This is a genomic window from Tatumella ptyseos ATCC 33301, from assembly GCF_000735525.1.
In the GTDB taxonomy this organism is placed as follows: Bacteria; Pseudomonadota; Gammaproteobacteria; order Enterobacterales; family Enterobacteriaceae; genus Tatumella; species Tatumella ptyseos.
In genome coordinates this window covers 16289-40698 of record NZ_JMPR01000018.1, presented here as the reverse complement: position 1 = coordinate 40698, position 24410 = coordinate 16289, and the positions used below count along the sequence as shown (strand labels likewise).

Here is a 24410-nt window from a genome sequence, read left to right as displayed (position 1 = left end):
ATCATTAAATATCAATAAAATATAGAAATACAGGTCGCACAGAATGTTCAGTCAGGTCACCGCACCGGTTGGGCAGAGGATACGGTGACCCTGACAGAGGCTTACATCACTGCGGCAAAAGCTTCCGCAACGCGCTGAATATTACTGCGGTTGAGCCCGGCGACACACATACGGCCACTCGCTATCAGATAGATACCAAACTCGTCACGTAATCTGTCCACCTGTTGTGCGCTGAGTCCGGTATAGCTGAACATCCCCCGCTGTTTCTCCAGATAGCTGAAATCCCGGCCCGGCAACGCCTGGCTCAGTGTTTCAACCAGTGCCTGACGCATCTCCAGAATACGTAAACGCATTGCCTCAAGCTCAGCCAGCCACTGTGCACGTAATCCGCTGTCTTTCAGCACGGTCATCACAAGCTTTGCACCGTGAGTCGGCGGGCTTGAATAGTTACGACGCACCGCGGCTTTTAACTGACCCAGTACACAGCCTGCTTCATCACTGCTTTCACAGATCACCGATAAGCCACCGACGCGCTCACCATACAGCGAAAATATTTTCGAGAAGGAATTACTGACCAGGGCCGGCAACCCGGCTTTCGCCGCTGCGCGGATAGCATAACAGTCCTCTTCCGCCCCGGCACCGAAGCCCTGATAAGCGATATCCATAAACGGAATAAGCTGGCGTGATTTCAGCACGTCGAGGGCCTGGTCCCATTGTGCCGGAGTGAGGTCGGCACCGGTCGGGTTATGGCAGCAAGGATGCAGCAGCACAATACTGCGTTCCGGGAGTGCGCTGATGGCATCAATAAAGGCCGGGAAATTCACTCCCCCGGTCGCAGCGTCATACCACGGATAACGATGCACATTGAAACCCGCCCCGGAGAAAATCGCGATATGGTTTTCCCACGTCGGGTCACTCACCCAGACGTCAGAGTGCGGAAAATACGCCTTCAGGAAGTCAGCCCCGACTTTCAGTGCGCCGGAGCCGCCCAGTGTCTGGATACAGGCAATCCGATCGTGATCGGCCGGTGCCTGCGTGCCAAACAATAGCTCAACGATAGCCTGGCGGTAAGTGGTCATCCCTTCCATCGGCAGGTAGAGCGAAGCCTCTTCGGACGCGCCCTGTAACCTTTTTTCGGCCTCCGCCACGGCCTGAAGCTGTGGAATAATCCCCTGTTCGTTATAGTAGAGACCGATACTCAGGTTTACTTTCTCTGCGCGAGGGTCTTCTTTATATTTTTCCATCAAAGTGAGGATAGGATCGCCGCCATAGGCATCGACATGTTGGAACACGGTGGACTTCTCCATCATTGATCAATGTAAAGGGTCGCAGGCAGGCTTATACACTGTAGCGACCGGGACGGTGGTTCATCGCAATAATCAGATTCAGTATCACAGCACCGCAGACTGACGCCAGCAACATTGGCAAAGACACAACCCACAAAGACGCCAGCACCACACAGGTATCCACCGCCATCTGTAATTTTCCTGCCCGTAGTCCGATCCGTTGCTGAAGCCAGAGCGCGAGAATATTCACGCCTCCCAGGCTGGCTTTATGACGGAATAACACAATGAACCCCATGCCCATCACAATATTACCAAACAGGGCTGCATAGAAAGGGTTAAGCAACGAAAAGTGAATAAATAGTGGGTGCAGATGCGTAAACAGCGAGACCAGTGCCACCGCACTGAAGGTTTTCAGCGTAAATTCCCAGCCCATTTGTTTCACGGCAAGCCAGTAAAATGGCAGGTTAATCAGGAAAAAAGCACCACCAAAGGATAAGGGTGAAATATAACTGATTAAAAAAGCGATACCGGCGGTACTGCCGGTCAGCGCGCCCGCCTGTTTCAGCATCACAATCCCGAACGACACCAGTAAGGTACCGAACAGTATGGCCAGTGCATCTTCCGCCAGGCTGTGCGGAATTTTCTCCGCTTCGGCCGTTTTCATTAATGACATATTCCCCCCGTAACAAAACAGTCAATCAGCACAAAAAGCCCTTCCTTACTGTCCGGAAGAGTCACGTTGCCGTGTTTATGAAAATACCGGTGCGGTAACAGAGGCATGCGCTCATACCGGCAATAAAAGGCATAACATGCATCGTAAACCACTCCGACGCACTATTTATGCATTATTTGAGGGGAAATGCACGATCCCGAACGGGTCGTGCAGAAAAAAATTATGCGGATCCGGCGGGGGTCTTCAGTATCCGCCCGCCTTCTTTGATACGGTTAAGCACCACCGAGGTCTTCACATGCGCCACACTCTGGTAGCCGGCCACCAACTGGCTTATCAGTGTGCTCAGTGAATTGAGGTCGGTCACGGTCACTTTTAACAGATAATCGGCATCCCCGGTCGTCTTATAGGCATCGATAACCGAAGGATCATTAATGATACGGTGATGGAAATCGTCCACATACTCGGGGGTATGGTTCATCAGCCTGACTTCAATCAGGCCGGTAATTTCCGGCCCCAGCGCATCGGGCGAAAGCCTGGCATAGTAGCCGAGGATCTTGCTGGTCTGTTCCAGCTGTATACGGCGTCGGGAGCACTGGGACGCGGACAGCCCGACCAGCTCACTGAGTTCCTGATTGGTCAACCGCCCGTTACCCTGTAATAACCTCAGGATATGAATATCGTGATCATCAATACGATCCATACTGTGCTCCGTTCCCCGGGCTGACAAAAAAGCGGAGAGGCTCCGCATTGTTGTAAAAATGAGTCGTTAGGCTGCTCAGGCCGTTATTCGTCGTCGTACTGCGGGCCGGCATAGTTATCAAACCGCGACCATTGACCATTAAATGTCAGACGGACGGTACCGATCGGGCCATTACGCTGTTTACCCAGAATGATTTCAGCAATCCCTTTCAGGTCGCTGTTTTCGTGGTAGACCTCATCCCGGTAGATAAACATGATCAGGTCCGCATCCTGCTCAATGGATCCGGATTCACGCAAATCCGAGTTGACCGGTCGTTTATCGGCACGTTGTTCCAGTGAACGGTTTAACTGAGAAAGAGCAACCACTGGCACATTCAGCTCTTTTGCCAGCGCTTTCAGTGATCGGGAGATTTCGGCGATTTCCAGGGTACGGTTATCAGACAATGAAGGTACCCGCATCAGTTGCAGGTAATCGATCATTATCATGCTCAGGCCGCCATTTTCACGGAAAATTCGTCGGGCACGGGAACGAACCTCTGTCGGTGTCAGGCCGGAAGAGTCATCGATATACATGTTTTTCTTTTCCAGCAGAATGCCCATGGCGCCGGAAATACGCGACCAGTCCTCATCATCCAGCTGGCCGGTACGGATACGCGTCTGGTCGACCCGGGACAGAGAGGCCAGCATACGCATCATCAGCTGCTCACTGGGCATTTCCAGACTGAAAATCAGTACCGGCTTATCCTGCATCATTGCCGCATTTTCACACAGGTTCATGGCAAACGTCGTCTTACCCATCGAAGGACGGGCGGCGACAATGATCAGATCGGATCCCTGCAGGCCAGCGGTTTTCTTATTCAGATCCTGATAACCGGTATCAATGCCGGTCACACCGTCATGGGGTGTGCCGACCAGTGATTCGATACGGTTGATGGTCGCTTCCAGAACCTGCTCAATATTTTGCGGACCGTCTTCTTTATTTGCCCGCTTTTCGGCGATTTTAAACACGCTGGATTCCGCCAGATCCAGCAGATCTTCACTATTACGTCCCTGAGGATCGTACCCGGCATCCGCTATCTCATTCGCCACTGAGATCATTTCACGGACGACGGCACGCTCGCGCACGATATCCGCATAGGCACCGATATTCGCCGCACTCGGGGTATTCTTAGCCAGCTCCGCCAGATAGGCGAACCCCCCGACAAGCTCCAGCTCTCCGCGGGTTTCCAGGGATTCTGACAGGGTGATCAGATCGATGGGCTGACCGAGTTCCAGCAAACGCTGCATCTCGGAGAAAATCAGCCGGTGAGGTCTGCTGTAGAAATCGCCGGCAACCACACGCTCGGAAACATTGTCCCAGCGCTCATTGTCCAGCATTAATCCCCCCAGAACGGACTGCTCTGCCTCGACAGAATGGGGCGGCATCTTCACGCCTTCCAGCTGACGATCACGGGATTCGTTGGATTTGTTCGCGGGTGTATTTCCTGCCATAGTGAATGTCATTACCAGTGTTAAACAAGGGGCGTCACAGTATACTTTTTTTTACCCGAATTGTCGCCCTGTCCCCGGCAAACAAGATGATTTCAAGGAGCTGCTATGCCAAACCGGATCCAGTATCGCCGCCACGGCGGGCCGGAAGTTCTGGAGTGGACTTCATTTACATCGCCGGAACCAGGCGATCATGAGGTCGTGGTGGAAAATAAGGCAATAGGTATCAATTACATCGATACCTATTTTCGTAGCGGACTTTATCCTCCGCCTTCCCTGCCCGCAGGTCTCGGTACCGAAGCCGCCGGTATTGTGGTGCGCACCGGCCGGGCCGTCCGCCGGGTTTCGCCGGGCGATCGGGTCGTCTACGCGCTATCAGCGGCCGGAGCCTACAGTGAAAGCCATATTGTTCACGAAGACAGGCTGGCGATCCTGCCGGAGGCCATTTCGTTTGAGCAGGCCGCAGCCTCTTTCCTGAAAGGGCTGACGGTCCAGTATCTGTTGCGCCAGACCTATCAGATTAAGGCCGGAGAAACCTTTCTGTTTCATGCCGCTGCCGGGGGCGTCGGGCTGATTGCCTGTCAGTGGGCAAAAGCGCTGGGAGCGAAGCTGATAGGAACTGTCGGGTCAGCAGAAAAAGCAGACGCTGCACGCCAGGCAGGGGCCTGGGCGACGATTAACTACCGCGAGGAAGATATTGCCGCCCGCCTGAGCGAACTGACGGACGGTAAAAAAGTGCCGGTCGTCTATGATTCGGTCGGTAAAGACACCTGGCAAGCCTCACTGGATTGTCTGCAACGCCGCGGGCTGATGGTCAGCTTCGGCAATGCCTCCGGCCCGGTAACCGGGGTTGACCTCGGGATCCTCACCCGCAAAGGCTCCCTGTTTGTCACCCGTCCATCGTTGTTTGGTTACATTACCACGCCGGAGGAACTGGATGCTGCAAGCCACGAGCTCTTTACTCTGCTGGCCAGCGGAGCCATTAAAACGGAGGTCCCGGAGCACCAGAAGTTTGCTCTGAAAGACGCCGCTCTTGCCCATCAGCAACTGGAAAGCCGTGCCACCCAAGGCTCCTGCCTGCTCATCCCCTGATGTCGTTTGGTGCATAGAAAAGGGCTTCCCGTAGGAAGCCCTGTTTTTTTATTTTTCGCACTGGTGTAGGGACAGAGCGTCAGCTTTTCGCCGAAATACGCTGCTATCATCGCAGAACTTGTCTGCCGGAAATACGGGGTAATTCACATTTCCGAACTCTGACGTCAGAAACTGTGCCTCACCCCTTACCGCCGGTTAGCCGCGCCGGTTCATCCGGTCAATTTTAGCCATGGTCTTATCAAAGCGACGCGTGGCCGGAGGTGATGATTTCGGCGCAATAACTGTCTGATAAATCCAGGCGACCGCGACCGCCAGCAGCAACCAGGGCAGCAGCTTCATCGCCAGCAATAAGAAACCGGAGAACATCAGCAACACTGCACCGGCAAATAACGCGACCAGTACTCCGATCACTGAAACGCCGGTCAGTAACAACACCACAAAAAAACCGATAACAAATAAGACTTCCATGAGACCTCTTTCACCGCAGAATAATGCGTTAGCGATTAACGCGTCTGCTATGACAGATACAAGGATCATGCCATCCTGTTAACCGAATGAATAACAACAAAATATTGAAAATAATGTTGCTGCCGGAAGAGGTGAAAAAAACCAGGAATTGGCGTAATTCGCGGTATGGCATTGCCGGGGGCTCTCCCCGGCATACGACTTAGCGGGAGGCCACCAGTGACAGGGCCTGCTCTACCACACGGACATCGGCTCCGGCTTTATGCGCATTTTCGCTCAGGTGCCGGCGCCATTGACGGGCCCCCGGGATCCCCTGAAACAGTCCCAGCATATGGCGGGTAATGTGTCCAAGATACGTGCCCTGGCTCAGTTCTGCTTCAATATACGGGTACATTGAGCGTACGACGTCAAACGGATCCGGGCTGGCCGACGTGCTGCCGAAAATCTCATTATCCACCTGCGCGAGGATCCCCGGGTTCTGGTAGGCTTCACGCCCCATCATCACCCCGTCCACATGTTGCAGGTGAGCTTTGGCTTCTTCCAGGGTTTTGACTCCCCCGTTAATCGCCATCGTCAGGTGCGGGAAATCACGCTTTAACTGATAAACACGCGGGTAATCCAGCGGCGGAACCTCACGGTTTTCTTTCGGACTCAGGCCCGACAACCAGGCTTTACGGGCATGGAGAGTGAAAGACTCGCATCCGCCCTTCTCCGCCACGGTACGGATAAAGTCGCACAGGAACGCGTAGCTGTCCTGCTCATCAATACCGATACGGGTTTTCACGGTGACCGGCACCGAAACCACATCACGCATCGCCTTAATACAGTCTGCGACTAATGCCGCTTCCCCCATCAGACAGGCTCCGAAACGACCATTCTGAACCCTGTCAGACGGACAGCCCACGTTCAGGTTGATTTCATCATAGCCCCGTTGTTCAGCCAGCCTGGCGCATTGTGCCAGAGCCGCAGGATCACTGCCTCCCAGCTGTAACGCCACCGGATGTTCCGCGTCGTTATACGCCAGGTAATCACCTTTACCATGAATGATCGCACCTGTTGTCACCATTTCAGTATACAGCAACGTTTGACCGGTCAGTTTACGGTGGAAATAACGGCAATGACGATCGGTCCAGTCGAGCATCGGCGCGACGGAAAAACGTCCGGCCGGATATTCAGGCGTTGCGGCCTGCGGTTGAGAGGTCGGGTGCGGGTAAGAGGTTTCTTTATTTTCGTGCATTTTTCTTCATATCATCAGGTAAAACAGCCCCCGTCATCACCCGGGAGTGGCAGGAAGGACTGAAAAAAGGGACAAAAGCATGCGCTACTATAGCATAGAAAAACGGCAGTTCGGGGGTGACCGCAAAGCTTCCCCCCGGGCCACGAAGTAAAGGCAACCTGCAGGCAGCGAATGTCGCCCGCCGCCCTCCGCCATAGAGGATCAGCATTAACGCGCCAGCCATGCTAAGATAGCCCGTTACCGCAGATTATTCGTTGGAGAAAGCCATCATGCAACAGCAACTTCCCGCTCAGATCCTTGCCGAGGCGCAGAGCCTCTGCCTGAAACGTGGGGTACGTATGACACCCCAGCGCGCAGAAGTGTTACGTCTGATGGCCGAAGAACAGGGTGCGATCAGCGCCTATGACCTGCTGGATAAACTGCGGATCAGCGAGCCACAGGCCAAGCCACCGACAGTCTATCGTGCGCTGGATTTTCTGCTGGAACAGGGGTTTATTCACCGGGTGGCTTCCAATAACAGCTATGTGGTGTGTCCGCACTTTGAACACCCGTCTCATACCTCTGTGATGCTGGTCTGCGATAACTGTGCTTCGGTGAGCGAACGTCATGCTGAAGGGGTGGAACATCTGATTGTCACCCAGGCAAAGCAGGCGGGTTTTGTTCCGCGCCACAGTGTGATTGAAGCCCATGGCTTGTGTGTGAAATGTGCAGAGATCGCGGCCTGTGATAATCAGGAGCAGTGCCAGCATGATCACAGCAGCGAAGTTAAAAAACGGGCAGGCCGCTAACTCCCCGTGAGTTCAGTGAAGGGTCAGTGATCAAACCAGGTTCCCCTGCGCTGATGTTGCTGCCAGCAGTGCCAAAGCGTGATCCCCCGCAATAGCATAAAGACACAGAGCGCCAGCCAGAGGCCGTGATTACCCAGCCAGGGAACGCTGCACAATGTCAGGCCATACCCTGCCGCGGCAATCGCCATACTGTTACGCATTTCCCGTCCGCGCGTGGCACCGATAAACAAACCATCCAGTAAATACCCGCCGACGCCTGCCAGAGGCAGAATAACCTGCCAGATCAGGTAGTGATCCGCCAGATGGCGAAGGGAAGGCAGTGAGGTCATCATCGCAATGATGTACTGCCCGGCCAGCGCATACACCAGCGAAAAGAGCAGTGCGACAATGCCTGCCTGACGGCAGGAGGCGCGCCAGACTTCATGCAGTTTTCCGGCTTCACGCGCCCCGTAGGCTTCTCCGGACACCGCCTCCACCGCATAGGCAAATCCATCCAGTGCATAGGCGGTAAACGTAAGAAACATCATCAGCAGTGCATTCACCGCAACGACCTGTGCTCCCATCCGGGCACCGATAAGAGTCAGGGAAGCAAAGCAGACCTGCAACAGTAACGTCCGCAGGAGAATATCGCGGTTCAGGCCCAGCAAACGTTTAATATCGCCACGCCAGCCCTCCAGCAGTAAACGTACCGATATCTTGCGCCGACGAAATACCTGCAACACCAGCAGAACACCGACCAGCAGCGAGACATATTCAGAGATCACTGTGGCCGCTGCCGCCCCCCGGACACCCAGATGCAGGTGCAGAACAAACCATACTTCCAGCAGAATATTGACCAGGTTACCGGCCACCAGCAGGATCACCGGAGCCCTGGCATACTGAACGCCCAGCAGCCAGCCAAGGAGCACCAGATTCGCAAAGGTCGCTGGCGCACTGAGCCAGCGCATACGGATAAACACACGAGCCTGTTCCAGCGTATCCGCATCACCGCCGATCACTCCGCTGGCCAGCTGGCTGACCGGGTCACGCACCACAATAAAGATGAGCCCGGCCACCAGACTGATGATCAGTGGCTGAGCCAGTGCCCTGGCAAGGGCGGCTGAATTTCCGGATCCCCATGCCTGAGCCGTCATCCCCGTCGTACTCATACGCAGGAAAAGCAGCAGCATAAACAGGAAGCTGGTGACCGTAGTACCGATGGCAACACCGCCCAGGTAGATAGCACTGTCCAGATGCCCGATCACCGCGGTATCCACCAGTCCCAGTAACGGAACCGTAATATTGGATAACACCATCGGTAATGCCAGTCGCCAGAGTTTTTTGTCGGTGGTATTCAAAAAGGACATGGATTTTCCTGACAGAGCACAGTGTCTCCGCCGGACGGGGAAAAGGTGACCGGCGGATGAACGCTGATAGCCGCAGAAGCAACTCAGCGTAGTGTATTAGGGTGCGGGGTCAATCTTAGCGACCGGAGTGACTCTCTGCCGGTCACCGGCTGACGGACAATCGCCCGTCAGTTACAGCCATTCTCCGTTACGAATAACACCCACGGCCAGCCCTTCCACCGTCAGGTTCTGTTCGCGGACATCCACCACAATCGGAGAAAATTCGCTGTTCTCAGGCAATAACTGTACCGTATTCCCCTGTTTTTTCCAGCGTTTCACGGTCACTTCGTCATCGATTCTGGCCACCACAACCTGCCCGTTACGGACATCCTGGGTTTTATGAACCGCCAGCAGGTCTCCGTCCAGGATACCGATATCTTTCATCGACATCCCGCTGACACGTAGCAGAAAATCAGCCCCCGGCTTAAACAGCCCGGGATCGACCTGATAGTGGCTTTCAATATGTTGCTGGGCCAGCAGAGGTTCGCCCGCAGCCACCCGGCCAATCAGAGGCAGACCTTCCGGCGTTTCTTCTTCCATCAGCAGGCGGATACCGCGTGAGGCTCCGGAGACAATCTCAATGACACCTTTACGTGCCAGGGCTTTCAGATGTTCTTCTGCCGCATTCGGGGAGCGAAAACCGAGGCGGGCAGCAATTTCCGCACGTGTCGGCGGCATACCCGTCTGTTGAATATGGTCGCGAATCAGGTCATAGACCTGCTGCTGCCTGCTGGTTAATGCTTTCATCCCGCCCCCTGGTTGTTTATACAGTCGCTGTGAGTATATACAGGTCTTTCGGAAATGAAAACCAAAAACCGTCATAAAACAAACAACTGTCGGTCATTATCCCGCCAGTGACCACCATTGCCAGAGCACACTTCCCCAGACAAACACCGCAAGCAGGATCGCCAGTAATACCGCGGCCGATCCCAGGTCTTTCGCCCGTCCGGATAAGGGGTGTATTTCCGGGCCCAGCCGATCGACCACGGCCTCTATCGCACTGTTGATAATTTCAACGATCATAATCAGCACCACCGAGCCAATCAGCAGAATACGTGAAACCGTATCCACATCCAGCCAGCCGGCAATGACGATGGCCACGATAGCCACCACGGTTTCCTGCCGGAAGGCCGCCTCATGCTGCCAGGCAGCCCGCAACCCCTGCCATGAATAGCCGCTCGCCTTCACCAGACGCCGCCATCCCGTTGTCCTTCCTGCCATTCGCCCGCTCTCCTGTTAATTTTCAATACTGCACCTGGTCACAGATCTTCTTTGCAGTTTCTGGTATGATTGCGCCGCTTTGCTATCAAAAGAGGCTCCGGATTTATCTATGTCAGGCTGGCGTAAACTTTATTATAAATTACTAAGTATTCCATTATCTTTGCTGGTAAAGAGCAAGGTGATCCCGGGTGATCCTGTGGCCGAACTCGGTCTGGACCCTACCCGCCCTATTATCTATGTATTTCCCTATGATTCCAAAGCAGATCTGCTGGCACTTCGTACCGAATGCCTGAAGCATGATCTGCCGGACCCTTTAGAACCTCTGGAAATCGACGGCAGTTTGCTACCGCGTCATGTCTTTATTCATGACGGCCCGCGGTTATTGCCTTATTTCACTCCGAACCAGGAAACCGTGAAAATTTTCCACGATTATCTGGATCTGCACAGGAATAATCCGGCGCTGGATGTTCAACTGGTGCCGGTGTCGGTGATGTTTGGCCGGGCGCCAGGCAAGGAAACTCAGGGGACGCAGACACCATTACTGCGTGAACTCAACGGATTACAGAAATTCTGTGCCATCCTCTGGCTGGGGCGGGATAGCTTTATCCGCTTCTCCCCGAAAATGTCCTTACGCCAGATGGCCGATGAACACGGTACCGACCAGTCGATTGCTCAGAAGCTTTCCCGGGTAGCTCATATTCATTTTTCCCGCCAGCGTCTGGCTGCTGTCGGTCCGCGTCTGCCGGCCCGCCAGGATCTGTTCAACAAGCTGCTGCAATCCAAAGCGATTGCGAAAGCCGTTGAAGACGAGGCCCGCAGTAAGAAAATCTCTATCGAGATGGCCCGGAAAAATGCAGTAGCCATGATGGAAGAGATTGCGGCTGATTTCACCTACGAAGCTATCCGTATCACCGACCGCGTGATGGGCTGGTTGTGGAGTCGCTTGTATAAAGGGATCAATGTCAGTGGTGGCGAACGTATCCGTCAGTTAGCGCAGGACGGCCACGAGCTGGTCTATGTGCCCTGCCACCGCAGTCATATGGATTATCTGCTGCTCTCTTATGTCCTTTATCATCAGGGGCTGGTACCACCGCATATCGCGGCCGGCATCAACCTGAACTTCTGGCCTGCCGGTCCGATTTTCCGTCACCTGGGGGCGTTCTTCATCCGACGGACGTTTAAAGGCAATAAGCTCTATTCCACCGTTTTCCGTGAATATCTGGGTGAACTGTTCAGCCGTGGCTACTCGGTAGAATATTTTGTCGAAGGCGGCCGTTCCCGTACCGGGCGTCTGCTCGACCCGAAAACCGGCACACTGACGATGACACTGCAGGCGATGTTACGCGGGGGGAATCGTCCTATCACACTGGTACCTATCTATATTGGTTACGAGCATGTGATGGAAGTGGCCACTTACGCCAAAGAACTGCGCGGTGCGACCAAAGAGAAAGAGAGTCTGCTGCAGATGCTGCGCGGGCTACGCAAGCTGCGTAACCTGGGTCAGGGCTATGTGAACTTCGGCGAACCACTGCCGCTGGTCAATTACCTGAATACCCATGTCCCGGAATGGCGTGATTCTATCGACCCGATAGAATCACAGCGTCCGGCATGGATGACCCCGGTCGTCAATGATGTCGCACAGCAGATTATGGTCCGTATCAATAACGCCGGTGCTGCCAATGCCATGAACCTGTGTGTGACGGCATTACTGGCGTCACCACAGCGTTCTCTGACACGCGAACAATTGCTTGATCAACTGAGGTGTTATACCGGTTTATTGCGTAATGTTCCGTACTCTGAAGGCAGTACTGTGCCGGATATGAGCGTTGAAGACCTGCTTGACCATGCGATGAGCATGAATAAGTTCACCACCGAACAGGATAATATTGGCGACATTATTATTCTGCCGAAAGAGCAGGCGGTGCTGATGACCTACTACCGCAATAACATTCTGCACCTGCTGGTGATGCCATCCCTGATTGCTGCCATTATTCAGCAACACGGCACGCTGCATAAAGAAGAGTTATTGCGTCAGGTCTCCCTGATTTATCCGATGCTCAGGAGTGAATTATTCCTTCGCTGGGATAAAGAGCAGTTACCGGAAGTGCTGGACCGCCTGTGCGGAGAGCTGGTGAACCAGTCACTGATCACTCAGGACGGTGAACACTATTCTGTTCAGCCGGCACGCCATCGGGTGCTCGGCTTACTGGCCGCAGGGGTACGGGAGACGCTGCAACGCTACGCGATCACCTTTGCGATCCTCAATGCCAAACCGACGATTAACCGCGGAACGCTTGAGAAAGAAAGCCGTACCCTGGCACAACGTTTATCCGTACTTCACGGGATAAATGCGCCGGAGTTCTTCGACAAGGCAGTATTCACGGGGTTAGTACTCACTCTGCGTGATGAAGGCTATATCAGTGATAAAGATGATGCGGAACCGGAGAAAACCCGGGGAATGCGTCAGATATTGCTGGATCTGACGACCCGCGATGTTCGCCAGACGATTGAGAATGCTATTGAGTCTGAGGCGGAACCTTCAGCCTGATCCCTGTCCACTAAAAAAGGGCGTTCCTGAGGAACGCCCTTTTTTTTACCGCCAGACGATGACGCTTACATCAGATTAATAAAAGGCAGTGTGCTGAGTACCACACCGACAAAAATCACCAGTCCGACATAATTGTTATTCAGGAAGGCGCGGAAACAGGCCTGACGCTCCCGACCGATAGCCAGACGTTGCTGATAGATAAAGAAGCCAGCGGCGACCAGTAACGACAGATAATAGCAGCCATTCAGGTGCAATAACCGACCCGTCACGGCCAGCAGCGCCAGAGTCGCCACCTGCAGCCCGCCAATAATCAGGCAATCATATTTCCCGAACAGGATCGCGGTCGACTTCACCCCGATTTTAAGGTCATCATCACGATCCACCATGGCATAAAAGGTATCGTAGGCCACTGTCCAGCAAACATTCGCCAGGAATACCAGCCAGCAGGAAAGAGGTAAGTCCCCACTCACTGCCATCCATGCCATCGGGATAGCCCAGCCAAAAGCCGCCCCCAGCACCACCTGCGGCAGATGGGTGTAGCGTTTCATAAAAGGATAAGCACTGGCCAGCAGGATGCCGCCCACCGAAAGCAGAATGGTCATACCACTCATGGTAAGCACCAACAGAAATGCCACCAGCACCAGTGCCACAAACAGACCTTTCGCTTCACGTTCGCTGATAAGCCCGGCAGGTAACGGGCGCTGACGCGTACGCTCTACATGGCCATCGACTTTCCGGTCAGCATAATCATTGATCACGCAACCTGCGGCACGCATCACAATCACGCCCAGCACAAAGACGACCAGAACCTTAAAAGGAGGCAATGTCCTTCCCGAGAGCCACAAAGCCCAGAGCGTCGGCCAGAGCAGCAACAGTGTTCCTATGGGTTTATCGATACGCATCAGGCGCTGATAGGCCTGGAATTTGGTGAGTTTTATGGTGTCCTGCACGGGGTTTGTTATCCTTTCGCCCGGGGTGTATACGGTGGTGAATGTGGTAAAAACATTTCTGTGAGTATCAGAGGTTTGCCTGAGAGCCGTAACAATGAATACCGTCCCCGGAGAGAGCCGCTGTACCCCGGGACAATAAAATCCCGGCTCAGTAAGGGAGAGGAAAACAGGTAACGTCCCAGCGGGGACTCACCAAGACTCATCAGGGATTTTTCCGGCCCGCTCAGGGTATCTTCCGGTAAAATAGTTCGCCCGGCCAGCCAGGGATGACCATCTCCGTACAGAATCACTTCGCGTAACCAGAATCGGGTCTCGTTATCAAAACCGGAATACCCGGATTCATGTCCGAGTAACGCCTGCCTGCCGACAAAACCTTCTCTGACCACTTTCACCGTCAGTTCGCGACAATAACGTTCCAGACGGACTGTCATCGACGTTTCTTCTGACAGCCAGTCAGATAACTCAGGAGTGAGTTTCGGAGAAGACAGCGGTAGCCACTGCAACTGATACAGCTTGCGCAATTCCTGTGCAGACATTGTTACTCTCAGAAAACCGGTTAATAACCCTCTGCGCTGCCGGAAATAAACACAGCGCATGTCAGGGCTGAACTATACCAGACTCATGCGAATGAAGCAGGGTGTTCTGTGTAAAGCCCCGGAAGTCCGGCCTGCCGGGGCGACAGGACGAACCGGCTTATTCCCGCTTCAGCCGTTTCGTATTGGCCAGCCATAAGGTAGCGACCAGAATCAGGATCGAACCGGAGTAGAATAACGTATCCAGCGGATCTTTATGGTCAACAATGATTAAACGAATGATGGCGGTGATGCCGATATAAATAAAATAGCGCAGCGGAAAATGGAAGCCTGACTGGAAATATTTCACGATCAGCGCAATAAACTCGAAGTACAGGAAGTAAATCACGATGCCTTCAATCAGCAGATACGAGGATGACTCTTCTCCCGTATGAAACAGCACATTGGCCAGGTGCAATGTTTCTTTGCCTAAGAAAATCGCCAGAATAACGGCCAGAATAATCAGACCAATATTTAATACCCACTGCAATACTGCAGCAATCAGGCTGGCAACGGTGGATTTAACGACCTTATTTGTGCTTTCCATTCTGTCCTCTGAATACAACACACTCCGGGGAGCGCATAATGCGATAGTGTGATTAATATCACAATAATGAATCCGCGGCACGGCCGCAGGAACAAAAAAAGCGGCCCTGCGGCCGCTTCCTGTTTCGCATCTGCGTCACTTAACGCCAGTTTTTATAACGATTAATCAGGCCATTGGTCGAACTGTCATGACTGGTGACATCTTCGTTTCCGCTCAGTTCAGGCAGAATACGGTTCGCCAGTTGCTTACCAAGTTCCACACCCCACTGATCAAAACTGAAAATGTTCAGGATAGCGCCCTGAGTGAAGATCTTATGTTCATACAGCGCAATCAGCGCTCCCAGTGAATACGGGGTAATTTCACGCAGCAGCAGGGAGTTCGTCGGGCGGTTACCTTCAAATACTTTAAACGGCACGATATGGGCCACGTCCTGAGGCGCTTTACCGGCATCGGCGAACTCTTTTTCTACCTCATCACGGGATTTCCCGAAGGCCAGAGCTTCCGTCTGTGCAAAGAAGTTAGACAGTAATTTCGGGTGGTGATCGCTTAACGCATTATGGCTCACCGCCGGGGCGATAAAGTCACAAGGGATAGTCTTTGTCCCCTGATGGATCAGCTGATAAAACGCATGCTGGCCGTTGGTGCCTGGTTCACCCCAGATAATCGGTCCTGTCTGGTAATCTACCGCATGACCTTCACGGTCAACGTACTTACCGTTAGATTCCATATTCCCCTGCTGGAAGTAGGCCGCAAAACGGTGCATATACTGATCATAAGGCAGAATCGCTTCGGTTTCGGTACCAAAGAAATTGTTATACCAGATACCGATCAGTGCCAGCAGCACAGGGATATTCTTTTCTGCCGGGGTTTCTGCAAAGTGCTTATCCATCGCATGGGCACCTGCCAGCAGTTTTTCAAAGTTGTCATAGCCGACAGACAGGACAATCGACAGACCAATCGCCGACCACAGTGAATAACGACCGCCGACCCAGTCCCAGAACTCAAACATGTTAGCGGTATCGATACCGAATTCACCGACCGACTTGGCGTTAGTCGACAGCGCTGCAAAGTGGCTGGCGACATGCTTTTCATCCCCGGCACTGGCCAGGAACCAGTCACGGGCACTGTGCGCGTTGGTCATGGTTTCCTGAGTGGTAAAGGTTTTTGACGCCACCAGGAATAACGTTGTCTCAGGGTTCAGCGTTTTCAGGGTCTCCGCAATGTGCGTACCATCGACATTGGAGACAAAATGCATGTTGAGATGGTTTTTGTAAGGACGCAGTGCCTCTGTGACCATCAGTGGCCCCAGGTCGGACCCGCCGATACCAATGTTCACCACATCCGTGATCGCCTTACCGGTGTAACCTTTCCACTCTCCGCTGATAATGCGTTCAGAGAAGCTTTTCATTTTTGCCAATACCGCGTTGACTTCCGGCATCACATCTTTGCCATCCAGCAGGATTGGCGTATTACTGCGATTACGCAATGCGATGTGCAGAACGGCGCGATCTTCGGTGCGGTTAATTTTTTCGGCCGCAAACATGGCGGCAATCGCGCCATCCAGATCAGTTTCTTTTGCCAGCGCCAGTAATTTGTCCAGCGTTTCGCCGGTGATACGGTTTTTTGAATAGTCCACCAGCAGCTGATCATCGAACGTGGCGGAAAATTTTGAGAAACGTTGCGGGTCACGGGCAAACAAATCAGCAATACTCACCGCTTTCATGTCAGAGAAATGCTGTTGTAACGCCTTCCATGCATCAGTTTGTGTCGGATTGATATTTTTCATAACAACACTCTTATTGATTAATGAATTCAGAATCTGGCTTTGACAACGCTTCACTTGTGCCAGGCTGACCCTGGCCATACATTGCCACAAAGTGAAGCTATGATTAAACAGAAACCCCGACGTCGCTTGCATTTACCAGCCAGCACGACGGATGATTACCCCCAGTATGACGACTCTTGCTGTTGAAAGGAAAACGTTTATGGCGTTATCGCCCCCGCTATTATTGGTTATTATAGGTCTCAGTTCACTGGCAGCCCAATGGCTGGCATGGTTACTGCGACTTCCCGCCATTCTGCCGTTACTGATTTTCGGGGTCCTGCTCGGGCCTGCGACTCATATACTACAACCGGATTTACTGTTCGGTAATTTGTTATTTCCCTTAGTATCACTATCAGTGGCCATCATTTTGTTCGAAGGTGCGCTAACCCTGAGGTTCAGTGAAATTCGCGGGCTGGGCGGCGTGGTACGCAACCTGGTGACCGTCGGTATGCTGATTACCTTTCTGGTCATCAGTATCGCCTGCCATCTGCTGTTGCACTTTTCGGCCGAATTGTCTGCACTGGTCGGGGCCGTTACGGTCGTGACCGGTCCGACCGTTATCGCCCCGTTAATGCGGGTGGTGCGGCCGAAGAACACCATCAATCAGGTGTTGCGCTGGGAGGGGATTATTATCGACCCGGTCGGGGCGATTTTTACCCTGCTGGTGTTTGAATTTATTGTGCTGCATCAGCAGGCTGGATCCTATTCACACCTGTTCATGACACTCGGAAAAACGGCAGGTGTCGGGTTAATCGCCGGCATTGTTGCCGGGTGGATCGTCGGTCTGGCACTGCGTAAAGTCTGGCTGCCTGGCTACCTGCAGAACTTTGCCGTACTGGCTATGATGCTGGGTGCCTTTGGTTTATCGAATGCCCTGGCGGATGAATCCGGCCTGCTCACGGTCACCGTGATGGGGATCTGGCTGGCCAATATGCGTGATGTCGACCTGACGGACATTATTGAGTTTAAAGAACAGCTTTCTGCCCTGCTGATTTCCGGGTTATTTATCATCCTGGCGGCTCGTCTGGATATCCATGCCTTAACCGGCATGGGCTGGCCGTTAGTCGGTGTGCTGCTGATAGTACAGTTTGTTGCACGACCACTCTGTATTACCGCCTCAACGACCGGTTCTTCTCTGAGCTGGCGCGACCGGTTATTGCTGTGCTGGATTGCCCCCCGCGGTATTGTCGCCGCAGCCGTCAGTTCGTTATTTGCGCTGACCCTGGCCAAAAATGGCTATCCCGGTGCAGATCGCTTAGTCACGGTCGTTTTTGCCATCATTATTGGTACCGTGGTGCTACAGAGTCTGACCAGTCTGCCGATCGCCCGCTGGCTACAGGTGCAGAAAAAACAGCCGCGGGGCGTGCTGATCATCGGGGCAAACAGTGTTGCCCGTGCTCTGGCACAGGCGTTACAGAAACAGGGGTTAGCGGTACAACTGACCGATAATGGCTGGGAAAATTATCGTCAGGCGCGGATGGATGGCCTGACGGCTTACTATGGCTATGCCTGGTCAGAACATGCGGAAAACTATCTGGACCTGAACATGACGTCACGGGTACTGGCCATGTCGTCAAACCGGCACCAGAATGCGCTGGCGGTCTATCATTTCAGTCACATTCTCGGTAAAGACAAGGTCTCTGCCGTGCGCTCAGGTAATACCCAGAGTGTCCGTGGTAAGCATGACAGGGAAAGCAGTCGCTTCCGCCGACAGGAAACCCTGTTCAGTCCGGAGTATACCTTTGGTCATCTCAGCCGCTTAATTTCTGCCGGAGCGACGATAAAAGCGACCCGATTGAATGAAAACTTCGGCTGGGAGGATTATCTCAATAAAAATCATGGGGTTATTCCCTTATTCAGCCTGAATGAAGAGAAAAAGCTGACGCCGATAGGCACGGGTCAACCGCCGGAGCTGCCTTGCACGCTGATTGCATTGGTAAAAAATGAGGAGATTCAGGCCGATAGCCGTTGACAGTCAGCCCATTACACGATATTTCTAAAGAAGTTCTTACGTATTGATGCGTAGACCAGAAGAGGCGCGCCGCCCAGGCAGTATGTCAGAGGATCCGTATCCGGTGACGGCATATCAGGGGGAGCGGCGCCGAGGCAACAAACATGCGGAGTGTTTGTTATGCCGACCACAGGGGCTGAATCCTCTGGGTTGTCACCGTAGCGTAGCGTTCGTGATGAATGTTTCACAAGGTGGGGCGCTTCTGGCTGACTCGTTGTTTAATGCTGCACCGGTCTGCCTGTATCCGCTCACCCTTGTGTCAAGCCTGAATTAAGACCCTGACTCGAGGTTGTATTTGCATGTCCCAATCCGCATTAATCGTTGCTAAATTTGGCGGAACCAGCGTTGCTGATTATGAAGCAATGAATCGTAGCGCTGATATTGTCCTGTCCCGGCCTGACGTAAAAGTTGTCGTTCTTTCAGCTTCTGCCGGCGTCACTAACCTGCTGGTTTCTCTGGCCGAAGGCCAACCTGACGACGAACGTCAGCACTTACTGAAAAACCTCGGTCAAATACAGTATGCCATTGCCAATCGCCTGCGATCGGCCGCAGTGATCCACACTGAAATCGAACGTATCATTGAAAATGTCGCTTTGCTGGCGGCAAAAGCCACCCACTCCCCTTGTGCAGAACTGACCGATGAAATAGTCAGTCACGGCGAGTTACTGTCCACCCTGCTGTTTACCGAAATTTTACGCGAGCGCGATGTGCCCGCGCAGTGGTTTGATGTCCGCAAGGTCATGAAAACCAATAATCATTTCGGGCGTGCCGAACCCAATATTGCCACACTGGCGGAGCTTGCTCAGTCCCTGCTCGTGCCCCTGGTCAATGATTCTCTGGTGATAACCCAGGGCTTTATTGGCTGTGAAGAAAACGGCCTGACGACGACCCTCGGCCGGGGCGGCAGTGATTATACCGCCGCATTACTCGGTGAAGCCTTACAGGCACGCCGCATCGATATCTGGACGGATGTGCCCGGAATTTATACCACCGACCCCCGCATCGTGCCTGAGGCCGTGCGTATCGATGAAATTACCTTTGAAGAAGCCGCTGAAATGGCGACGTTCGGCGCAAAAGTGCTGCATCCGGCCACGCTGATCCCGGCAGTACGCAATGATATTCCGGTCTTCGTCGGGTCAAGTAAAACCCCGGAAGCCGGCGGAACGCTGGTCGATAACCAGACACGGCATCAGCCTCAGTTCCGGGCCGTGACGTTACGCCGCAGCCAGACGCTGTTAACCCTTCACAGCCTGAATATGCTGCATGCGCGGGGTTTTCTCGCCGAGGTGTTTGCCATTCTGGCCCGTCATAATATTTCGGTCGACCTGATCACGACTTCCGAAGTCAGTGTGGCATTAACGCTGGATACGACCGGTTCTACCTCGTCTAAAGGCAGTCTGCTGACCCAGGGATTACTCACTGAGCTTTCATCACTCTGTCGTGTGGAAGTCGAGGAAAACCTGTCTCTGGTAGCCCTGATAGGCAACCACCTGGCAGAAGCCACCGGAATGGGTAAAGAGGTATTCGGCGTTCTGGACCCGTTCAGCCTGCGCCTGATTTGCTATGGTGCCAGCAGCCATAACTTGTGTTTCCTGATCCCGTCGGACGAAGCAGAAGACGTCGTTCGTACCCTGCATAAACATCTTTTCGGCTAAGCCGCCGACGGACGGACAGCAATGATCCACTGCAGTCTGTCCGTCTTCCCTTAAGACAGGCTATTCCTGCCCTGAATGGCCTGATAATCCTCTGGTTTTCCTGTTTTTCAAAGCACATCCGGCGAAGTTCTGTGATGTCCCTGTTGCATTCAGATCGAAATGTTATGATAAATTTTGCCTCCCTGAATGCACCCGGAGGCATTTTTCTGTGGCAATCCTGCTCATGATAAAAAAGTAACGTTAAAATTATAAGGACTCCCGGCTATGCTCGCCAACATCACCCGTCTGTTCCCCCTCTGGGCTATTCTGCTTTCTGTGGTGGCTTATTTTTCACCCGGCCTGTTTCTGCCTATCGGTCCCTGGGTCAGTGAATTACTGATGCTGATTATGTTCGCCATGGGTGTGACGCTGAGTATTGATGACTTTAAGCGTGTGATCACCCGCCCGGCCCCCGTACTGGCCGGCACATTTTTACACTATTTTGTGATGCCACTGGCGGCCTGGGGGCTGGCGAAGCTGTTCCATATGCCCCCGGATCTGGCGGCAGGGATGATCCTGGTCGGCAGTGTGGCCAGTGGTACGGCGTCTAATGTCATGATTTATCTTGCCAAAGGCGATGTGGCACTCTCGGTGACCATTTCGTCTGTTTCCGCCCTGGTCGGTGTCGTAGCGACTCCGCTGCTGACCCGGCTGTATGTGGATACACATATTCAGGTCGATATTGCCGGCATGCTCTGGAGCATTATAGAAATCGTTCTGATCCCGATTGGCCTGGGCCTGATAGTGCATCACAGCGCGACGCGCCTGGTAAAGAAAGCAGAGCCTTATCTGCCCGCGTTTTCGATGGTCTGTATTCTGCTGATCATCAGTGCCGTGGTGGCAGGCAGCCGGGCGTTTATCGGCTCTGTGGGATTGGTGGTGATTGCCGCCGTGATCCTGCATAACGCCATTGGTCTGCTGGGAGGATATTTCGGCGGTAAGCTGTTCGGATTTGATGAATCGACCTGCAGGACGCTGGCACTGGAAGTGGGTATGCAGAATTCAGGACTGGCGGCGACCCTGGGCAAACTCTATTTCACCCCGGTCGCCGCATTACCCGGCGCTTTATTTTCCGTCTGGCATAACTTTTCCGGCTCTTTACTGTCGGGTTACTGGTCAGGCAAACCGATTACACGCAAAGACTAAAACCAGGGATGCCGGCACGTCCGGCATCCGGATCAGTCGCGGAGGTCATTTTCTTCCGGCTGTTCCAGCACACTGTAAGCCACAGAACAGAAAAGCGAGTTCAGCCGTTTCATATCCCCCAGCAATCCGAGATGCAGCGAACTGGTTTCGATACTCTGCACATTCTGCTGATGCAGACGATTGACGTGGGCCAGTGAATAACGCTGGTTCAGGATGCGGAAACGGTGTTTCGCCCGGCGTAACCTTTTTGCCGTGGTGATGTCCCGTGAAATAAAGACCGACATACTCAGATGCAGGTTTTTCAGCAGTTGTTCCTGCATCGATTCCAGCTCCAGCACCCCTTCAGAAGAAAACGGACGGTGGGCAGCCAGAGATTTCGCCGCAATTTCTGCGGACATCCGTTCAATAATATCGCCAGCCTGCTCAAGATTCAGCGCCAGATCGATAATCTCCGCCCAGCGCCGGGAATCTTCCGCCGCCAGATCTTCTTTCGGCATCTGTGCCAGATAGAGTTTTATCGCGGTATACAATACATCCACGTCATCATCCAGCCGCCGGATATTGCGCTCTTCACGCACTTCACCCTGCAATACCTTATTCAGCGTTTCCAGCATCTGCTCAACCACATCGCCGATACGCAGGGTTTCCCGGGCCGCATTCACCAGTGCCAATGCCGGGGTATCCAGCATACTGTAATCCAGGTGTTTCGGGCGCAAACGCAGATCATGCTCAACATCATCGGCAATCAGTCGCCGGCACAATGCGGCCATCATGCCGCTGAACGGTACCAGAGCGACACACCGGATGACGTTATAGAAAACATGGAAGGAGATCACCAGTTCGGAATTACTCATCGGCACGGTCGACAGCCCGTTTGCAATCAGATTCACAAACGGCAGGATGATGACGCAGCCGATCAGCTTAAACAACAGACTACCCAGCGCTACCCGCTTTCCTGCTGTCGTCGAGCCGCTGTTATTGATCATGGCCAGTAACCCGCTCCCCAGGTTCGCACCAATCACCAGGCACAACGCCACCTTAAACGAGATAACATCGGTCGCGGTCAGGGTCGCGGTGATTAACACAGCAGCCAGACTGGAGTAACTGACAATCGCAAAGACGGCACCGACCAGCGCATCCAGCAGAATATCCCCGGTCAGTGAAGAAAAAAGCACCTGTACCCCGGCGGCCTGAGTGATGGGATGAGACGCCTGCACAATCAGTTGCAGCGCCAGTAAGATCAGCCCGAGGCCAATACTGGTTCGGCCGATTTGCCCGAGCCGGGTCTGTTTACGGCTAAGAAAGAAAATGACACCGATAAAGATAAATAAGGGGGATAGCCAGGACAGATCATAGGTCAGGATCCGGGCCATAATGGCGGTCCCGACATCGGCCCCCAGCACCACCACCAGCGCAGGGGTCAGTGCCATCAGATTTTGCGACACGAAAGAGGTGACCAGTAACGTGGTGGCGTTACTGCTTTGTACCAGAGCGGTGACACCGATGCCGGCAAGAAAAGCCAGAGGCTTTTTTTCCACACTACGGCTGATGACCCGGCGTAGATCCGCCCCGTAAACCCGCATAATCCCGGTACGGACAATATGTGTGCCCCATACCAGTAATGCGACCGCTGAAAGTAAATTTAATAGTGTTAACACGCTAAGGTTGCTCCTTTTCCTGTCTATTTCCGCCGGTGACGAAAATGAGCCAATCTCCTCCGGACAGGCTATCGCATTCAGGCCCTTCACCTCCGTCTTACTGAATCACATCGCCTGACGTCTGTCTCAGGCAACATTCCGTAATGCGCCAGCATCTACCCGTAAATCGATTCGCTGCCCGGCAGCATAGAGATCATCATCGTGACGATTGAGAATATCGACTGATAATTCAATGCCCTGGCACTCCACCCGGTAGCGGATGATATTTCCCAGCAAACTGCTGCTCAGGATACGTGCGGCTAACCCCTGACCGCTCTGGCAGAAACTCAAGGTTTCCGGCCGGATAGCCACATGAGCGCTGTAGACCTGCCCGGTTAACCGTGTTGCCTGTTCCGGCGTGAGTAAATTGTAGTTGCCTATAAATCCGGCAGCAAACAAATCTGCCGGTTGAGTATACAGTTCTTCAGCCCCACCGTTTTGTACAATATTACCTTTATTCATCAAAACGATACGATCCGATAGCGTCAGAGCTTCTTCCTGGTCATGAGTGACAAAAATAGTCGTCAGATTAAGTTCTTTCTGGATCAGGCGGATTTGATCACGTAAATGACGGCGGATACGGGCATCCAGGGCAGAAAGCGGCTCGTCCAGTAACAATAATGCCGGTCGGGTCACCAGCGAGCGGGCCAGCGCCACACGCTGACACTGGCCACCGGACAACTGATGAGGATAGCGATTGGCAAACTCATTCAGTTCGACCATTTCCAGTGCCTCAGCAACCCGCCGACGGATCTCCGTGGCGGGGAGTTTTTGCATTTTCAGTCCAAAAGCGACGTTTTTTTCGACGGTCATATTCGGAAACAGCGCATAACTCTGAAACACCATGCCAATTCCCCGCTGCTGAACCGGCTGGTTAACGATATTTTTATTCGCTAAAAAAATCTCCCCGCTATCCACCGGGGTTAACCCTGCCAGACAACGTAATAACGTCGATTTCCCGCAACCACTCGGCCCCAGTAAAGTGACAAATTCACCTTCGTTCGCCGTAAAATTGATGTCCCGGAACACAGACGTCGTACCAAAGCTCTTATTCAGTTTTTTTACATTCAGCGTTGCCATACAGAG

General features: G+C 53.3%; 22 protein-coding genes and 1 riboswitch. Of the genes, 6 read left to right on the top strand and 16 right to left on the bottom strand.

The window, feature by feature from the left end:
- Positions 1-101 precede the first annotated feature (101 nt).
- The 4 genes from GTPT_RS04405 to dnaB form a co-directional block, all read right to left on the bottom strand.
- Complete coding sequence (locus tag GTPT_RS04405) at positions 102-1292, bottom strand: amino acid aminotransferase (protein ID WP_029989698.1); 1191 nt, start codon at positions 1290-1292, stop codon at positions 102-104.
- 46 nt (positions 1293-1338) lie between these two features.
- Positions 1339-1950 carry a YitT family protein gene (locus GTPT_RS04400; protein WP_025900967.1) on the bottom strand — a complete coding sequence of 204 codons (612 nt, stop codon included), beginning with the start codon at positions 1948-1950 and terminating at the stop codon, positions 1339-1341.
- Between the two features lie 229 nt (positions 1951-2179).
- Positions 2180-2659 (bottom strand): Lrp/AsnC family transcriptional regulator, encoded by a 480-nt coding sequence (locus GTPT_RS04395; protein WP_029989696.1) that lies wholly within the window; start codon positions 2657-2659, stop codon positions 2180-2182.
- An 83-nt stretch (positions 2660-2742) separates the two neighbouring features.
- Positions 2743-4149, bottom strand: coding sequence for a replicative DNA helicase (gene dnaB, locus GTPT_RS04390; RefSeq protein WP_025900965.1), 1407 nt, complete (start codon positions 4147-4149; stop codon positions 2743-2745).
- Positions 4150-4254: 105 nt separating this feature from the next.
- Between dnaB and GTPT_RS04385 the strand changes: the two genes are divergently transcribed.
- Positions 4255-5238: a quinone oxidoreductase gene (locus GTPT_RS04385; protein WP_025900964.1), complete on the top strand. Its 984-nt coding sequence runs from the start codon at positions 4255-4257 to the stop codon at positions 5236-5238.
- A 195-nt stretch (positions 5239-5433) separates the two neighbouring features.
- Here the strand turns inward: GTPT_RS04385 and pspG are convergent, their stop codons facing one another.
- From pspG to GTPT_RS04370, 3 genes are all read right to left on the bottom strand, one after another.
- The gene (pspG, locus tag GTPT_RS04380) at positions 5434-5706 is read right to left on the bottom strand and encodes an envelope stress response protein PspG (protein ID WP_025900963.1); all 273 of its coding nucleotides are present in this window, start codon (positions 5704-5706) and stop codon (positions 5434-5436) included.
- Positions 5707-5905: 199 nt separating this feature from the next.
- Positions 5906-6940 carry a tRNA dihydrouridine(20/20a) synthase DusA gene (gene dusA, locus GTPT_RS04375; RefSeq protein WP_029989694.1) on the bottom strand — a complete coding sequence of 345 codons (1035 nt, stop codon included), beginning with the start codon at positions 6938-6940 and terminating at the stop codon, positions 5906-5908.
- Positions 6927-7163: a hypothetical protein gene (locus tag GTPT_RS04370; RefSeq protein ID WP_156022677.1), complete on the bottom strand. Its 237-nt coding sequence runs from the start codon at positions 7161-7163 to the stop codon at positions 6927-6929. The genes dusA and GTPT_RS04370 overlap by 14 nt, the downstream gene beginning before the upstream one ends.
- A gap of 46 nt (positions 7164-7209) precedes the next feature.
- Here GTPT_RS04370 and zur point away from each other — a divergent pair, with 46 nt between their 5' ends.
- On the top strand, positions 7210-7728 hold the full coding sequence (gene zur / locus GTPT_RS04365; protein ID WP_029989692.1) for a zinc uptake transcriptional repressor Zur: 519 nt from the start codon (positions 7210-7212) through the stop codon (positions 7726-7728).
- A gap of 23 nt (positions 7729-7751) precedes the next feature.
- On the opposite strand, the gene dinF is transcribed toward zur, so the two are convergent.
- The 3 genes from dinF to GTPT_RS04350 form a co-directional block, all read right to left on the bottom strand.
- The gene (gene dinF / locus GTPT_RS04360) at positions 7752-9074 is read right to left on the bottom strand and encodes an MATE family efflux transporter DinF (protein WP_025900959.1); all 1323 of its coding nucleotides are present in this window, start codon (positions 9072-9074) and stop codon (positions 7752-7754) included.
- Positions 9075-9245: 171 nt separating this feature from the next.
- Positions 9246-9860, bottom strand: a complete 615-nt coding sequence (lexA, locus tag GTPT_RS04355) for a transcriptional repressor LexA (RefSeq protein ID WP_025900958.1) — start codon at positions 9858-9860, stop codon at positions 9246-9248.
- A gap of 96 nt (positions 9861-9956) precedes the next feature.
- Entirely contained in the window at positions 9957-10334 is a 378-nt protein-coding gene (locus GTPT_RS04350; RefSeq protein ID WP_025900957.1) for a diacylglycerol kinase, read from the bottom strand.
- 109 nt (positions 10335-10443) lie between these two features.
- On the opposite strand from GTPT_RS04350, the gene plsB reads away from it, so the two are divergent.
- Complete coding sequence (plsB, locus tag GTPT_RS04345) at positions 10444-12882, top strand: glycerol-3-phosphate 1-O-acyltransferase PlsB (RefSeq protein ID WP_029989690.1); 2439 nt, start codon at positions 10444-10446, stop codon at positions 12880-12882.
- A gap of 65 nt (positions 12883-12947) precedes the next feature.
- Here the strand turns inward: plsB and ubiA are convergent, their stop codons facing one another.
- The 4 genes from ubiA to pgi all read right to left on the bottom strand — a co-directional run bounded on the left by ubiA (position 12948) and on the right by pgi (position 16737).
- Entirely contained in the window at positions 12948-13832 is an 885-nt protein-coding gene (gene ubiA / locus GTPT_RS04340; RefSeq protein WP_025900955.1) for a 4-hydroxybenzoate octaprenyltransferase, read from the bottom strand.
- An 8-nt stretch (positions 13833-13840) separates the two neighbouring features.
- Complete coding sequence (gene ubiC, locus GTPT_RS04335) at positions 13841-14368, bottom strand: chorismate lyase (RefSeq protein ID WP_025900954.1); 528 nt, start codon at positions 14366-14368, stop codon at positions 13841-13843.
- 157 nt (positions 14369-14525) lie between these two features.
- Entirely contained in the window at positions 14526-14951 is a 426-nt protein-coding gene (gene psiE / locus GTPT_RS04330) for a phosphate-starvation-inducible protein PsiE (protein ID WP_025900953.1), read from the bottom strand.
- 139 nt (positions 14952-15090) lie between these two features.
- A complete protein-coding gene (pgi, locus tag GTPT_RS04325) occupies positions 15091-16737 on the bottom strand; it encodes a glucose-6-phosphate isomerase (RefSeq protein WP_025900951.1) in 1647 nt (548 codons plus the stop codon).
- Between the two features lie 199 nt (positions 16738-16936).
- Here pgi and GTPT_RS04320 point away from each other — a divergent pair, with 199 nt between their 5' ends.
- The 3 genes from GTPT_RS04320 (at position 16937) to panS (ending at position 21627) form a co-directional block, all read left to right on the top strand.
- Positions 16937-18748 carry a cation:proton antiporter gene (locus tag GTPT_RS04320; RefSeq protein WP_025900950.1) on the top strand — a complete coding sequence of 604 codons (1812 nt, stop codon included), beginning with the start codon at positions 16937-16939 and terminating at the stop codon, positions 18746-18748.
- Positions 18749-18799: 51 nt separating this feature from the next.
- Positions 18800-18997: riboswitch (Lysine riboswitch) on the top strand.
- 89 nt (positions 18998-19086) lie between these two features.
- Positions 19087-20442, top strand: a complete 1356-nt coding sequence (gene lysC, locus GTPT_RS04315) for a lysine-sensitive aspartokinase 3 (protein ID WP_025900949.1) — start codon at positions 19087-19089, stop codon at positions 20440-20442.
- Between the two features lie 264 nt (positions 20443-20706).
- On the top strand, positions 20707-21627 hold the full coding sequence (panS, locus tag GTPT_RS04310) for a ketopantoate/pantoate/pantothenate transporter PanS (protein WP_025900948.1): 921 nt from the start codon (positions 20707-20709) through the stop codon (positions 21625-21627).
- A 32-nt stretch (positions 21628-21659) separates the two neighbouring features.
- Here panS and GTPT_RS04305 read toward each other — a convergent pair whose 3' ends face one another.
- A complete protein-coding gene (locus GTPT_RS04305; RefSeq protein ID WP_025900947.1) occupies positions 21660-23285 on the bottom strand; it encodes a Na/Pi cotransporter family protein in 1626 nt (541 codons plus the stop codon).
- Between the two features lie 126 nt (positions 23286-23411).
- Positions 23412-24404 carry an ABC transporter ATP-binding protein gene (locus GTPT_RS04300; RefSeq protein WP_029989688.1) on the bottom strand — a complete coding sequence of 331 codons (993 nt, stop codon included), beginning with the start codon at positions 24402-24404 and terminating at the stop codon, positions 23412-23414.
- Positions 24405-24410: the final 6 nt, after the last annotated feature.

Bases quoted from the DNA above. Each gene is read 5' to 3' on its own strand.
- GTPT_RS04370 (WP_156022677.1), bottom strand. From the start codon at position 7,163: ATGGCTGGCGCGTTAATGCTGATCCTCTATGGCGGAGGGCGGCGGGCG.
- dnaB (WP_025900965.1), bottom strand. From the start codon at position 4,149: ATGGCAGGAAATACACCCGCGAACAAATCCAACGAATCCCGTGATCGT.
- pspG (WP_025900963.1), bottom strand. From the start codon at position 5,706: ATGGAAGTCTTATTTGTTATCGGTTTTTTTGTGGTGTTGTTACTGACC.
- GTPT_RS04395 (WP_029989696.1), bottom strand. From the start codon at position 2,659: ATGGATCGTATTGATGATCACGATATTCATATCCTGAGGTTATTACAG.
- lexA (WP_025900958.1), bottom strand. From the start codon at position 9,860: ATGAAAGCATTAACCAGCAGGCAGCAGCAGGTCTATGACCTGATTCGC.
- plsB (WP_029989690.1), top strand. From the start codon at position 10,444: ATGTCAGGCTGGCGTAAACTTTATTATAAATTACTAAGTATTCCATTA.
- dinF (WP_025900959.1), bottom strand. From the start codon at position 9,074: ATGTCCTTTTTGAATACCACCGACAAAAAACTCTGGCGACTGGCATTA.
- dusA (WP_029989694.1), bottom strand. From the start codon at position 6,940: ATGCACGAAAATAAAGAAACCTCTTACCCGCACCCGACCTCTCAACCG.
- GTPT_RS04350 (WP_025900957.1), bottom strand. From the start codon at position 10,334: ATGGCAGGAAGGACAACGGGATGGCGGCGTCTGGTGAAGGCGAGCGGC.
- GTPT_RS04385 (WP_025900964.1), top strand. From the start codon at position 4,255: ATGCCAAACCGGATCCAGTATCGCCGCCACGGCGGGCCGGAAGTTCTG.
- panS (WP_025900948.1), top strand. From the start codon at position 20,707: ATGCTCGCCAACATCACCCGTCTGTTCCCCCTCTGGGCTATTCTGCTT.
- GTPT_RS04300 (WP_029989688.1), bottom strand. From the start codon at position 24,404: ATGGCAACGCTGAATGTAAAAAAACTGAATAAGAGCTTTGGTACGACG.
- GTPT_RS04320 (WP_025900950.1), top strand. From the start codon at position 16,937: ATGGCGTTATCGCCCCCGCTATTATTGGTTATTATAGGTCTCAGTTCA.
- lysC (WP_025900949.1), top strand. From the start codon at position 19,087: ATGTCCCAATCCGCATTAATCGTTGCTAAATTTGGCGGAACCAGCGTT.
- psiE (WP_025900953.1), bottom strand. From the start codon at position 14,951: ATGGAAAGCACAAATAAGGTCGTTAAATCCACCGTTGCCAGCCTGATT.
- zur (WP_029989692.1), top strand. From the start codon at position 7,210: ATGCAACAGCAACTTCCCGCTCAGATCCTTGCCGAGGCGCAGAGCCTC.
- ubiC (WP_025900954.1), bottom strand. From the start codon at position 14,368: ATGTCTGCACAGGAATTGCGCAAGCTGTATCAGTTGCAGTGGCTACCG.
- GTPT_RS04400 (WP_025900967.1), bottom strand. From the start codon at position 1,950: ATGAAAACGGCCGAAGCGGAGAAAATTCCGCACAGCCTGGCGGAAGAT.
- pgi (WP_025900951.1), bottom strand. From the start codon at position 16,737: ATGAAAAATATCAATCCGACACAAACTGATGCATGGAAGGCGTTACAA.